The sequence below is a fragment of the Xanthomonas hortorum pv. pelargonii genome (assembly GCF_024499015.1).
GTDB classification, from domain to species: domain Bacteria; phylum Pseudomonadota; class Gammaproteobacteria; order Xanthomonadales; family Xanthomonadaceae; genus Xanthomonas; species Xanthomonas hortorum_B.
This window is the reverse complement of the sequence record NZ_CP098604.1, coordinates 3536883-3550344: the sequence shown is the minus strand read 5'-3', so window position 1 is coordinate 3550344 and position 13462 is coordinate 3536883. Positions and strand designations below refer to the sequence as shown.

Here is a 13462-nt window from a genome sequence, read left to right as displayed (position 1 = left end):
ATATACCGGCGCACCGCCATACTTGCCGCATGTACGCCTCGCAACGCCGCCGCCTGCTGTTCACGCTGTCCATCGTATTGGGCGGCATGTTGGTGGCCATGTTCGCGGCCGGGCATTTTGTCGAGCAGAACGCCTTGCGCGACGAAAGCGCCACCGTGCGGCGTCAGCTGCAGCTGTATGCGCAGGCCTTGCAGCAGCGTATCGATCGTTATCGCACCTTGCCGCAGATTCTGGCGCTGGACCCGGAGTTGCGCGCTGCGGTGTCCGGGCCGTTGTCGGCCGCGCAGGTGGAACAGCTCAACGACAAACTCGAACGCGCCAACAACGTCACCCAATCGTCCACGCTGACGGTGATCGACCGCAGTGGTATCGCGTTGGCGGCCAGCAACTGGCGCGCGCCGCGCAGCAATGTGGGCGTGGACTACGCGTTCCGCCCTTATTACCAGCAGGCACTGGCCACCGGCAGCGGCAGCTTCTACGGCATCGGCATGACCACCAGCGAGCCGGGGTATTTCCTCTCGCAGGCGATCGTCGACTCTGCCGGCCAGGTGCAGGGCGTGGTGGTGATCAAGATCGCGCTGGCCGCACTGGAACGCGAATGGCTGCAGACCCCGGACATCGTGCTGGCCTCCGATGCGCACGACGTGGTGTTTCTGGCCAGCCGCCCCGAGTGGCGCTATCGCATGCTGGCACCGTTGAGCCTGCGCGATCGCAGCGAATTGCAGAGCACCCGCCAATACGCCGACCAGGGATTGCTGCCGCTGCGGCGCCGGCTGATCGAGCAGACCGGCAACGGCGGCGTATTGGCCGAGGTGCGCGAGCCAGCGCTCGCCGGCCCGGTGTTGTGGCAGACCCTGGAGGTGCCCGAAAGCGGTTGGCGCCTGCATCTGCTGCACGACACCCGCGCCAGCGCGGCGGCCGGGCGCGCCGCTGCGATTGCCGCCGCCGGTGCATGGCTGGCACTGGCCTTGCTGTGGTTGTTCGTGCAGCAACGGCGGCGGCTGGCGGCTTTGCGTCAGCGCAGCCGGGACGAACTGGAAACACTGCTGCAACAACACGCCGAAGAACTGCGCACCGCCCAGGATGGCGTGGTCACCGCCGCGCAGCAGGCCAATGCGGGCTTGAGCCGCAGCCTGGAACACCTGCCGCAAGGCGTGGTGGTGATCGACGATGCGCTCAATCTGGTGGCGTGGAATTCGCGCTACGTGGAACTGTTCCGCTTCCCGCCCGAGTTGCTCAAGATCGGCCGCCCGATCGAAGACCTGTTCCGCTTCAACGCACGCCGCGGCCTGCTCGGTCCCGGACCGATCGAAGCGGCGATCGAGCGCCGCTTGAACCACTTGCGCAGCGGCAAACCGCATATGCGCGAGAGCGAGAAGGAAGACGGCACGGTGCTGGAAATCCGCGGCAATCCGCTGCCCGATGGCGGCTTCGTCACCAGTTACGCCGACATCACCAGCTACAAGAATGCCGCACGCGAACTGCGCTCGTTGGCCGACGCGCTGGAACACCGCGTGGCCGAACGCACTCGCGACCTGGCCGCCGCCAAGCGCGAGGCCGAGAGCGCCAATCGCTACAAGACCCGCTTCGTCGCCTCGGCCGTGCACGACCTGCTGCAGCCGCTCAACGCCGCGCGCATGTTCGTCTCGGTGTTGCGTGGCCAGGTGCGCGAGACCGGCAGCGCGCGCGTGGTCGACAACATCGAAGGCGCGCTGGCCGCGCAGGACGCCATCCTCAACAGCCTGCTGGATATCTCGCGGCTGGAAGCGGGCAGCCTGAAAACCCAGGTGCGCGATTTCGCCATTGCCCCGTTGCTGGAAACGCTGGCACGCGAGTTCGGCATCCTGGCCGAAGACCGCGGCCTGGTGCTGGATTGGGTGCCCACCTCGGCGGTGGTGTTGAGCGATGAAAACCTGCTGCGGCGCATCCTGCAGAACTTTCTCTCCAATGCCATCCGCTACACCCCGCGTGGGCGGGTGCTGATCGGCTGTCGTCACCGTGGCGGCTGGCTGCGCATCGAAGTGCACGATCAAGGGCCCGGCATTCCCGAAACACTGCAACACGAAATCTTCGAAGAATTCCGCCGTCTGGACGACGGCGTGGCCAACGATCGCGGCGCCGGCCTGGGGCTTGCCATCGTCGAACGCATCGGCCGCCTGCTCGGTCACCGCATCGGCCTGCACTCCACGCTGGGGAGCGGAAGCGTATTTTCGGTAACGCTGCCGCTGGGCGAGCGTGCCGCCATCGCCAAGCAATTGCCGCCGCCCACCACCACTGCAGAAAACGCCAACGACCCGATTCTGCACGGCTGCCGCGTCTGGTGCGTGGACGATGAGCCACGCCTGTGCGAAGCCACGCGCGTCTTGCTCGAACGCTGGGAATGCCGGGTCGATTTTGCCGGTGGCCCCGACGATGCATTGGCCGCCGCCAACGCCGACGAGGTGCCGGAACTGCTGTTGCTGGACGTGCGCATGGGCGAGCACTACGGCCCCATGTTGCTGCCGCAGTTGGTGCAACGCTGGCAACGCGAACCGCGCGTAATTTTAGTCACCGCAGAACCCGATCCCGCGCTGCGCGAGCATGCGCTGGACCTGGGCTGGGGATTGTTGTCCAAACCAGTGCGCCCGCCGGCACTGCGTGCGCTGGTGACGCAGATGTTGCTGCGGCGTGGGTGATGCTGCCCGTGGCCACACATGCCACGTTCGGATCGTGCAGCACGGCTTCGTGATCGCTGGTGCAGCAACTCATAATCTGCTCGACCATTTCAGCCTGCCCCCGAAAGCTGGAAATGCGATGTTCAAGACAACGCTACCGCTGCTGATGTCACTGCTCTTTGCGAGCTGCGCAGGGGGATTTCCAGCGCAGGCGGAAACGTCCTCCGGCGTCACGCAGCCAGCGCCCCCATCGCGCGCGACCATGGATCCCTACACGGTCAATAAATTGAATGCCGTGGTGGATCAGGCCTCAAACCATAGGGGATTAAGCCCGGGCCACCTGATCGACGCGATCTCGGCAGAATTTCTAGGCACGCCCTACCGCGACCATGTCTTGCAGGGCTCGGCCACCACGCCAGAGAAACTGATCATCGACTTCACCGGATTGGACTGCCTCACTTATCTGGACTACGTCGAGGCCGCGCGAAAGGCTTACTCACAGCAGGATTTCGTCAATCACCTGGTGCTGACCCGCTACGTCGAGGGCGTTGTCAGCTTTACCCATCGCAAGCATTTCTTCACCGATTGGGCCAACAGACCGTACGAACTCGCCACCGATATCACCGCAGTGGTCAGCCCCAATGCCGTCAGCGTCACCAAAACGCTCAACCGAAAAGCCGATGGCAGCAATTATCTTCCAGGACTGCCGGTGGTTGACCGGACCATCACTTACATTCCCACCGAACGCGTCGACAGCACGGTTGTCAGCCGGCTTCGCACCGGCGACTACATCGGCATCTACACGCCTCTGGCTGGGCTGGACGTCACCCACGTCGGGTTTTTCATCATGACCGACAAGGGTCCGATGCTGCGCAACGCCTCATCCCGCAAGGAAAACATGAAAGTCGTGGACTCTCCGTTCATGGAGTATGTCGCGAGAACCCCGGGCATCATTGTCTATCGGGCCAAGAAGTGACCACGCACCACCGCCAGGCTCGATAAGCGCCAGCGCCCGGCGGCATCTCTGGCCGCAGCTACCGCACGCGTCGCGACTGCCGCATCGACGCGCGTGGGAGCCGAGCACCGCTGCAGTGCGTGCTGATGTTCAACCTGCATCAGTCGATGAGAAAGCAGCAATTATCAACATCGGCCATCTCCACCAGAATCGATCGCCTCAGATGTTCCGCACATGCATACCTGTCGTGGAGGGCGATCTATGCAGACTTCCAACCTTGAGGCAAAGGGGCAGTCGAAACTGGGAATGGTGCTGAGGGTGACCTCGGGCAATTTCCTTGAGCAGTTCGACTTTTTCCTGTTCGGTTTCTACGCAACGCAGATCGCCGCGGTGTTCTTCCCGGCAAACAACGAATTCGCTTCGTTGATGATGACCTTCGCCGTGTTTGGCGCAGGCTTTCTGATGCGTCCACTGGGTGCAGTGATCCTGGGCGCGTATATCGATGATGTGGGCCGCCGCAAGGGCCTGATCGTCACCCTGGCAATCATGGCCAGCGGCACCGTCCTGATCGTGCTGGTGCCCGGCTATGCCAGCATCGGTTTGTGGGCACCGGCCTTGGTATTGCTCGGGCGGTTGCTGCAAGGCTTTTCGGCGGGTGCCGAAATGGGCGGCGTGTCGGTGTATCTGGCCGAGATGGCGACGCTGGGGCGGCGTGGCTTCTATGCGAGTTGGCAATCGGCCAGCCAGCAGGTGGCCATCGTCGCTGCGGCAGCCATCGGGTATGCGCTCAACCAGCTCATGGCGCCGCAGGATCTGGCGCAATGGGGCTGGCGGATTCCCTTTGCCATCGGTTGCGTCATCATCCCCTTCATCTTCTTGCTGCGGCGCAGCCTGGAAGAGACTGCGGCGTTCGCGCAGCGCACGCAGCGCGTCACGATGCAGCAGGTGATGCGCGGGCTGGCCAACAATGCCGGCACCGTGATCGCCGGCGGGTTGATGGTGGCGCTGACCACGACCGCGTTCTATCTGATCACCGTCTACGCACCGACCTTCGGCAAGAGCGTGCTCAAACTCAGCACCGGCGACGCTTTGATCGTGACGCTGCTGGTCGGCATCTCCAACTTCATCTGGCTGCCGATCGGCGGTGCGCTCAGCGACCGGTTCGGCCGCAAACCGCTGCTGGTGACCATGTCGGTGGTGTGCGTACTGAGCGCGTATCCGGTACTCGCGTTCCTGGCCGCCGCACCGAGTTTTGCGCACATGTTGCAGGCGCTGCTGTGGCTGTCCTTCATCTACGGCATCTACAACGGCGCCATGATTCCTGCGCTCACCGAACTCATGCCGGCGCATGTACGGGTGGCGGGATTTTCGCTCGCCTACAGCCTGGCCACGGCGGTCTTTGGCGGCTTTACGCCGGTGATGTCCACCTGGTTGATCCATGTCACCGGCGATAAGGCCGCCCCTGGCTACTGGCTGGTGTTCGCGTCTGTGTGCGCGCTGATGGCAACGCTGTTTCTCTACCGACGCCATGGCAACGCAGCGACAGCGACCGGCCTCGATGCTGCTGCGGGAGCGGCGAAATGATGCGGGCCGTGTGGAAAAAATGGCTGGGTGCGGTTGTCGCCATTGCCCTGCTGCCGTTGGCCGCAGGCGCGCAGGATCTGACCGTGATGACCTCGGGCGGCTTCACTGCCGCCTTCGAACGCCTGGCCCCGCAGTACAGCACGCAGACCGGCACGACGCTCGAGACGCTGCACGGCCCTTCGATGGGCCAGACGCCGCAATCCATTCCCAGCCGGCTCGCCCGCGGTGAGCATGCCGATGTGGTGATCATGGTGGGCAGTGCGCTGCAGAAGCTGATCGATGCAGGAGTGGTGGACCCCGCATCGCGGGTGGAGCTGGCCGATTCCAGGATCGGCATGGTGGTGCGCAGCGGCGCACGCAAGCCGAAGATCGGCAACGTCGCACAGTTCAAGAAGGCGCTGCTGCAGGCCGATTCCGTCGCCTATTCCGACAGCGCCAGTGGCGTCTACATCGAGACCACGCTGTTCAAGCGGCTGCAGATCGAAGGCCCGATGATGGCCAAGAGCCGCAAGATCGAGCGCATCCCGGTGGGCGCGATGGTGGCCAACGGCAGCTACCAGCTCGGCTTTCAGCAGGTGGCCGAACTGCTTCCGGTGGCAGGCGTGGATTTTGTCGGCAAGATCCCCGAGCCGCTGCAGTCGGTCACGCGCTATGCGGCGGGTGTGCCGGTCACTGCGGCGCATCCGCAAGCGGCCAAGCGCCTGCTTGCCTACCTGCAGTCGCGTGAGGCGCAAGCGGTCGCGCGCGCGACCGGGCTGGATCCGGTCTCACCGTGAGCGCGCGGGCATCCGTCGCACCAGTGCAGCCAGTTCGAGCGCGGCAGGTGTCAGCGTGCGTCCACGGCGTTTGAGCATCCCGACATTACGCGCCACCTCCGGTTCGACCAGCGGCACCGCCGCCAGCACCGGATGCGGGCGGGAGGGCATTGCGATCGAAGGAACCGCGGCAATGCCGACGCCTGCTTCCACCAGCCCCAGCAAGGTGGTGACATGGCGGGTTTCGCAGATGCTGGGCCGGTCCGGCGTAAAGGCAGACAGCGCCCGATCGAGCACCAGCCGATTGCCCGATGTCTTGTCGAGCGTGATGTAGTCGTGGCCATAAGCTTCCTGCCAACTGACCTGTTCGCGCCGGGACAAGGGATGGTCGTGGCGGCATGCGATTACATAGCGCTCCTGCAGCAGCGGCTCGAACTCGACCTCCGGTGCCAGGTTGCCGCTGAAGCTGACGCCGAAATCCGCTTCGCCGGAGGCCACTGCCGCACTGACATGACTGGCGCTGCCGTCGAACAGCCGGATGCGGATTTTTGGAAACAGCTGATGCAGCCCGTGAATCGCCTGCGGCATGAAGTAGTACGCCGCAGACGGCACGCACGCCACGGTCACCGTGCCCATCCTGCTCGATCCGGCATCGCCGATGCTCATCAACGCCAGATCCAGATCGTCGAGCATGCGCTCGACCTGCGGCATGAAAGCCTGGCCGACCGTGGTGAGCGCCACCTTGCGCGTCGTACGCTCGAACAACTTGACGTTCAACGCCGACTCGAGTTTGTCGATCCTGCGGCTGAGCGCCGGCTGGGTGATCCGTATCCGTTCGGCGGCGCGGCGAAAGCTGCCGTTTTCGGCAACCGCGCGAAATGCCTGTAGATCGTTGAGGTCGAATTTGATGGTCACGGTGCCGCAGCTGCGATGTTCGATGGCGGTCGGCATAGCATAGACAGTTGCCTGCTTTGCTGCGCGAGCATGCCCGGGCAGACGCATCGCGCACAGCTTGCAGCGTGCGTGCAGAACGTCGTCGAGCTAGGCGTGCACGCGCTGCTGAGCACAGCGACTGCCTGCACTCGCATCGCAATGCTCCGGCAGCGTAACGATGCTGCCAAGGCGTGCGGTCGCATGCTCGCAGCAGAGCGGCATGCCGAACGCCGTGGCGCCCGCGCCTGCTAGAATATCGATAATGATTCCCATTTGATTGCCGCTTTCGCGTTGTCGCGCATGCCTTGTGCCTGCTGCGGCCACGCTTTGGAGTTCCTTGCCTGATGAAATCTCCCGTCTCCGCATCGGCCGGCGTGCCGTTCGTTGCCACCCTCTGCCTGCTCGCCTCTGCCAGCGCGTCCGCACAATCGGATGTCACCGATACGCTGGACACCGTGGTGGTTGCCGCCTCGCGCTCCAACATGACCGTGGCCGAGTCGCCGCAGACGGTGCTGATCATCGACAAGGCGCAGATCCAGCAACAGCTGACGATCTCCAGCAACTCCTCCGACGTGCTCGCCAACCTGATTCCGTCGTACACGCCCAGCCGCGGCAAGATGAATGGCAGCGGCGAAACGCTGCGCGGGCGCACGCCGTTGATCCTGATCGACGGCGTGCCGCAGTCCAATCCGATCCGCCCCACCGGGCGCGAAGCGCACACCATCGACTATGCGATGGTCGAGCGGATCGAGGTGATCCAGGGCGCCAACGCGATCAACGGCCTGGGCGCCACCGGCGGCACCATCAACATCATCACCCGGCGTCCGCAGGACGGTGAGCTCAACCAGCACGTCGATGTGCAGGCCACCGCGCCCACCTCGGAAACGCGTGCAGAAACCGCAAGCGTTGAGACCCGCTACCGCGTGGACGGCCGCACGGACAAGCTCGATTACCTGTTCTCGGCCAGCTACAGCGATCAAGGTCTGTATGTGGACGGACAAGGCCGGCCAATCGGTGCCGACAACACCCAGGGCGACCTGATGACCTCCAAGAGCTACGACGTGCTGGCCAAGCTCGGCTACGCGCTCACCGATGCGCAGCGCCTGAGCGTCAGCGTCAACCGCTACCGCATCAAGAACGACAACGACTACATCGGCATCGCCGGCAACCGTGCGCAAGGCCTGCCCACCACCTCGGTGCGCGGCACCCCGCAAGGCACCGCGCCGTGGAACGATGTGCTGACCTCCAGCCTGTCGTACACCGATGACGATCTGGCCGGCATGCAGCTGAGCGCGATGGTGTTCAACCAGGAATTCGAAGGGCTGTTCGGAGCCGACAATTCGTCCACGTTCCAGGACCCGCGCATCGCACCGGTCGGCAGCTTGTACGATCAATCGCGGTCGGTCGCCTCCAAATGGGGCAGCAAGATCAGCCTGACCAAGGACGATCTGCTCGACGGCCGGCTCAAGCTCACCGGCGGCGTCGACCTGCTGGCAGATACCGGCAAGCAGGATCTCTACGGCACCGGGCGCACCTACGTGCCCGAGTCGGACTACCGCAATCTGTCGCTGTTCGTGCAGGGCGAATACAAGCTGCTGCCCACGCTCACCTTGCACGCCGGCGTGCGCCGCGAAGAAGCCGAGTTGAAGATCGACAGCTACCAGACGCTGTGGCGCTACAACCGGGTCGATGTCGAAGGCGGCACGCTCGACTTCAACCAGACCCTCTACAACACCGGCCTGGTTTATACGCCGCTCGAAGGCGTGAGCTTTTTCACCAGCTATTCCGAAGGTTTCGGTATGCCGGACGTGGGCCGCGTGCTGCGCGCGATCAATACGCCGGGCACGCGCGTGGCCAACCTGAGCACGCTGGAACCGATCCTGACCAAGAGCGTGGAAGCCGGCACCCGCCTCACGCGCGGCGCCTTCGATGCGGACCTGAGTTACTTCCAGTCCAACTCGGATCTGGGCACGCGCGTGGTGCCGATCAATGGTGCCTTCATGATGAGCCGCGAGAAAACCCGCGTGCAGGGCGTGGACGCCAGCCTGGGGTATCGCCTGGATGCGACGCATCGCCTGCGCCTGTCGTACGCGTACACGCGTGGCCGCTACGACAGCGATAACGATGGGCAACTGGACGCACGCCTGGATGGCCTCAACGTGGCGCCCAATCGGGTGATCGCGTCGTGGTCGGCGCAGTGGACGCCGAAGTTCTCCTCGTTCGTGCAGGCCCAGCATGCCTTCAGCCAACCCTTCGACGAGGCCGACAAGCGCTTCAGCGGCTACACGCTGGTGGATGCGACCTTCAACTACGCGTTGCCGCGTGGTGCGATACGCATGGGCGTGTCCAACCTGTTCGACAAGCAGTACATCACCTACTACTCGCAATCGGCCCTGGTCGAACCGCTGCGCTACTTCGCCGGCCGTGGCCGTACGTTCACGCTGGGGTATTCGCTCGATTTTTAATCGCGTAGGTCGATCATCTATGTGCACGCATGCGCGCGATAGGTCTGCGCAAGCGTGCTGCTGCGAACGCGGTGACTGCGTGGCCGCTTCAGAGGCGTGACTGAAGCGATCTGCTCAGCCCTCGCCTTCCGGCTCCAATGCCTTGACCAGTACAGCCGCTTGCGTGCGGCTGTAGCAATCCAGCTTTTTCAGGATTGCGGTGACGTGCACCTTGACGGTGTTTTCCGCCAGTCCAAGTTCGTGTGCGATCTGCTTGTTGAGCAGGCCGTCGGCCAGGCTCAGCAGCACGCGGAACTGTTGCGGGGTGAGTTGAGCGAGTTTGGAGGCCAGTTGCGCGTCGGCCTCCGAGCGCTCGGCGGTCATCGGCGGGAACCAGGTGCCGCCATCCAGCACGCTGGCCACCGCGGTGCCGATCGATTCGGCCGGGGTGGATTTGGGAATGAAACCGGCCGCGCCGAATTGCTGCGCGCGCCGGATCACGCGTGGGTGATCGTTGGAGGAGATCACCACCACCGGGATGTCCGGGTGCTCGCCACGCACGTGCAACAGCGCCGAGAAGCCGCGTGCGCCCGGCATCGCCAGGTCCAGCAGCACCAGCTCGGCTTGCGGATGCGAGCGCAGCATGGCGCTCAGCGTGGCGGCGCTGGAGGCTTCCACCACATCGGCCTGCGGCAAGGTCTGCTGCAGCACGTGGATCACGGCGGCACGGAACAGCGGGTGGTCGTCGGCGACGAGGATGGTGAGATCGGCCATGCGCCAAGTCTGGCACATGGACGTGTCTGTTTCCGTCCCCGAGCGTCCACCACCACGGCGGCGCGCGTGTCAGGGCGGCGCGCCGGCGGCGGCGCATGCGTGGCGACCGCCGATTCCAGCTCCAGCACATGCACCCCGGGCGCACGCAGCGCGGACGCGCAGCGCCTATCGCCGCTGGTTACTGCTCGCGCTAGCGCGGCGGCTGCGTGCTGGCGCGCCAGGCGTCCAGAAACTGCCGGCGCTTGAGTTTGTCCAGATACACCAGCAGGCCAGGGCCCAGCGGGATCGGGCGGAACGGCGGTTGCGCCGAGCCGCCACGGCCACCGGCGGCCGGCAGGATCGGCATCAATCGCGCCTCGCGCGAGAGCACCTGCTGGCCGCGTGGCGAGAGCAGGTAGTCGAGGAATCTGCGCGCCTCGGGCGCATGCGGCGCGGTCTTGGGGATCACTGCGGTGCGCAGCGCCACCAGCGTGTAGTCCTGCGGCTGCACGATGCCCAGCGGCGCGCCGGCATCGATGCGCGTCTGCGCGTACGAGCCCAGCACGTTGTAGGCCAGCAGCAGCTCGCCACGGCTGACGCGGTCGAGCAAGGTGCCCGTGCGTTCTTCCAGCTTGACCTGGTTCGCGCCCAACGCGGCCAGCAGCGCGCCGGCGATACTGCCGACCTGCCCGTCCTGGGTGGCGAACAGATAGCCCACGCCGCTGCGCTCCACATCGTAGGTGCCCACCCGGCCGCGCAGCGGCGCATCGGGCGCGCGCAACAGGGCCAACAACTGTCTGCGCGTGCGCGGCACGCGTGCGGCCGCCAGCTTGCGCGTGTTGTAGACGATGGCCACCGGCTCGTAGCTGATGCCGAACACCTCGTGCCGCCACTGCGCCCACGCCGGCAGCGCTTCGGTCTGTGCGGAGCGGTGCGCGAGCGCGTGACCATCGTTCACCAGCTTGGTCTGCAGATCCATGCTGGCGCTGATTAGCATGTCCGCAGCAGGCGTGGCCTTGCCTGGATGCAGATAGCGCGCATAGATGTCCCAGGCGATCACGTCTTCGTAGATCACCTCGGTGCCCGGATGCAGGCGCTGGTAGTCCTGGATGACCGCGCCAAACACCTCCAGATCGGTGGAGCCCTGCACGCGCAATTGCGCCTGCATCGGGCCCTGCGCGGGAAACCGCCGTACATCGCCGGGCGCGGCGCAGGCGATGCCATGTGCCAGCAATACCACCATCAGCAACAGCACACGCATCAGCGTGTCCCTCCAGGAAAATGCAACGAGGCGATCAGCCCGCCGCCGACGCGGTTGGCCAGATCGATGCGCCCGCCATGCGCCTCGACCACGCGTTTGACGATCGCCAGCCCCAGCCCCGCACCGCCGGCCGGCGCATCCGGCCCGCGCGCGAAACGTTCGAACACGCGCTCGGCTTCGGCTGCGGGAATGCCGGGGCCGTGATCGGCGATGGTGATGACGTGGTGGCTGCCATCGCTGGTAAGCGCCACCTGCAATGGCGCGCCGCCACCGTACTTGCAGGCGTTGTCGATCAGGTTCTTGAGCGCCTCACGCAACAGCAAGGCATCGCCATGCAACAGCGCCGGTTGCGGGTCGATCGCCAGGTGCACGCGCGGCGCACTGTCGCTACGCGGCAGCGCTTCGTGCAAGGCCTGGTGCAAGACCTCGGCCAGATCCACCGTGGCAAAGCGCTGCAGATTGGCGCGGTGGATCACGCTGGCATCGCTGAGCAATTGATTGAGCAGCCGGCTCATATGGCTGGCATTGCGCTCGATCGCCACCAGGCTGCGCTGCATCTCGCGCGGGTCATCCTCGTCCATCGCCAGCTGCGCCTGCGCGCGCAAGGCAGCCAGGGGCGTGCGCATCTGGTGCGCGGCTTCGGCCATGAACGCGCGCAAGGTTTCATTGCTGGACGACAACCGCGCCATGAAGCGATTGAGCGCGGTCACCATCAACTGCATTTCCTGCGGTGCGGGCACGCTCAGCGGTTTCAGGTCGGAGGGCTCGCGCCGCGACAGATCGCGCTCGATGCGCTGCAACGGACGCAACGCGCGATACACGCCCAGCCACACCAGGCCCAGGGCGAGCAGCGACAACACGCCGATCGCCACCAAGGCATTGAGCACCACATCGCGCGCCAGCGCATCGCGCGCGCGCCGGGTCTGGCCCACTTGCACGCGCACTTCGCCCTGCCCGGACGCCGATGCCACCCGATGCATCACCACCGCAAAGCGCACCGGCTCGCCGCTGTAGTCGGCGTCGAACAACAGCGGGCGCTCGTCGCTGGGCGGGCGTGGCGGCAGCGGCAAATTCTCTTCGCCGGTGATGGTGCGGCCTTGCGCATCGAACACGCGATAGAACACGCGGTCTTCCGGCGCCATGCCGAGCAGATCCAGCGAGGCATACGGCAGATCCACCTGCCAGTCGCCGCCGACCAAGGCCACGCTGTCGATGATGGACAGTGCCGAGGACACCAGCAGATGGTCGTAGGAGCGATTGGCCGCACGCTCGCCATAATCGCGCGCGGCAAAGAACAGCACCACCGCGCCGAGCAGCGACAGGCTGCCCAGATACAGCAGCAAGGTGCGCCGGATCGACGGCGCCACCGGCAGCGGCTCAGCCATCGACGCCCGGCTCCACCGGCGCGTGCGGGTCGGCTTCTTCGAGTTTGTAACCGGCACCGCGTACGGTGACGATGCGCAACGGCGCCCCCGCCAGCTTGCGCCGCAGGCGGCCGACATACAGCTCGATCGCATTGGGCCCAGCATCGTCGTCGAAACCGAACAAACCGTTGCCGATCTCGTCCTTGCCCACCACCTGCCCCAGCCGCCCGATCAGGATTTCGAACAAGCGGTATTCGCGATTGGGCAATTCGATCGGCACGCCGTCCAGCAGTAGCGTGTGCGCGGCGTTATCGAACACGAAACCGCCGATCTGCACCACCTCGCTGGCCTGGCCGCGATTGCGCCGCAGCAGCACGCGACAGCGCGCTTCGAACTCGCGGAAGTCGAACGGCTTGCCCAGGTAATCGTCCGCGCCGACATCCAGCGCCTGCACGCGGTCTTCGATGCCATCACGCGCGGTGAGCATCAGCACCGGCGTGGTATCGCCGCGCTCGCGCATACCGGCCAGCACCCGCAACCCATCCAGCTTGGGCAGGCCGATATCCAGCACCACCAGATCGAAGCTCTGATAGCGCAACACACTCGCCGCCGCCAGGCCATCGGCCTGCCAATCCACCGCATGCCCGCTACGGCGCATGCGCCGCACGATGGCATCGGCGAGGTCGGCGTTGTCTTCGACTAGCAGCAGGCGCATTGGGCGGGGAATCGAGAATGGGGAATGGGGAATGGGGAATGGGG

General features: G+C 65.2%; 10 protein-coding genes. 5 read left to right on the top strand and 5 right to left on the bottom strand.

Translation table 11 applies throughout. From position 1 onward, the window contains the following. Positions 1-29: 29 nt before the first annotated feature. The 4 genes from NDY25_RS15410 (at position 30) to NDY25_RS15395 (ending at position 5969) form a co-directional block, all read left to right on the top strand. Positions 30-2675: a hybrid sensor histidine kinase/response regulator gene (locus NDY25_RS15410; protein WP_168958255.1), complete on the top strand. Its 2646-nt coding sequence runs from the start codon at positions 30-32 to the stop codon at positions 2673-2675. Between the two features lie 34 nt (positions 2676-2709). Beyond that, entirely contained in the window at positions 2710-3630 is a 921-nt protein-coding gene (locus NDY25_RS15405) for an N-acetylmuramoyl-L-alanine amidase-like domain-containing protein (protein WP_233366476.1), read from the top strand. 213 nt (positions 3631-3843) lie between these two features. Then, positions 3844-5193 (top strand): MFS transporter, encoded by a 1350-nt coding sequence (gene tcuC, locus NDY25_RS15400; RefSeq protein WP_168958254.1) that lies wholly within the window; start codon positions 3844-3846, stop codon positions 5191-5193. Between the two features lie 8 nt (positions 5194-5201). After that, on the top strand, positions 5202-5969 hold the full coding sequence (locus NDY25_RS15395) for a substrate-binding domain-containing protein (protein ID WP_180336549.1): 768 nt from the start codon (positions 5202-5204) through the stop codon (positions 5967-5969). Here the strand turns inward: NDY25_RS15395 and NDY25_RS15390 are convergent. After that, on the bottom strand, positions 5961-6863 hold the full coding sequence (locus tag NDY25_RS15390; protein ID WP_168958288.1) for a LysR family transcriptional regulator: 903 nt from the start codon (positions 6861-6863) through the stop codon (positions 5961-5963). The genes NDY25_RS15395 and NDY25_RS15390 overlap by 9 nt on opposite strands. 362 nt (positions 6864-7225) lie before the next feature. Here NDY25_RS15390 and NDY25_RS15385 point away from each other — a divergent pair, with 362 nt between their 5' ends. After that, positions 7226-9346, top strand: a complete 2121-nt coding sequence (locus tag NDY25_RS15385; protein WP_218974017.1) for a TonB-dependent receptor — start codon at positions 7226-7228, stop codon at positions 9344-9346. A 114-nt stretch (positions 9347-9460) separates the two neighbouring features. Here NDY25_RS15385 and NDY25_RS15380 read toward each other — a convergent pair whose 3' ends face one another. From NDY25_RS15380 to NDY25_RS15365, 4 genes are all read right to left on the bottom strand, one after another. Further along, the gene (locus NDY25_RS15380; protein ID WP_168958252.1) at positions 9461-10099 is read right to left on the bottom strand and encodes a response regulator; all 639 of its coding nucleotides are present in this window, start codon (positions 10097-10099) and stop codon (positions 9461-9463) included. 190 nt (positions 10100-10289) lie between these two features. Then, the gene (locus NDY25_RS15375) at positions 10290-11339 is read right to left on the bottom strand and encodes an ABC transporter substrate-binding protein (protein ID WP_168958251.1); all 1050 of its coding nucleotides are present in this window, start codon (positions 11337-11339) and stop codon (positions 10290-10292) included. Beyond that, a complete protein-coding gene (locus NDY25_RS15370) occupies positions 11339-12724 on the bottom strand; it encodes a sensor histidine kinase (protein WP_168958250.1) in 1386 nt (461 codons plus the stop codon). Before NDY25_RS15370 ends, NDY25_RS15375 begins: the two co-directional genes overlap by 1 nt. Further along, the gene (locus NDY25_RS15365; protein WP_104549768.1) at positions 12717-13418 is read right to left on the bottom strand and encodes a response regulator; all 702 of its coding nucleotides are present in this window, start codon (positions 13416-13418) and stop codon (positions 12717-12719) included. Before NDY25_RS15365 ends, NDY25_RS15370 begins: the two co-directional genes overlap by 8 nt. Positions 13419-13462: the final 44 nt, after the last annotated feature.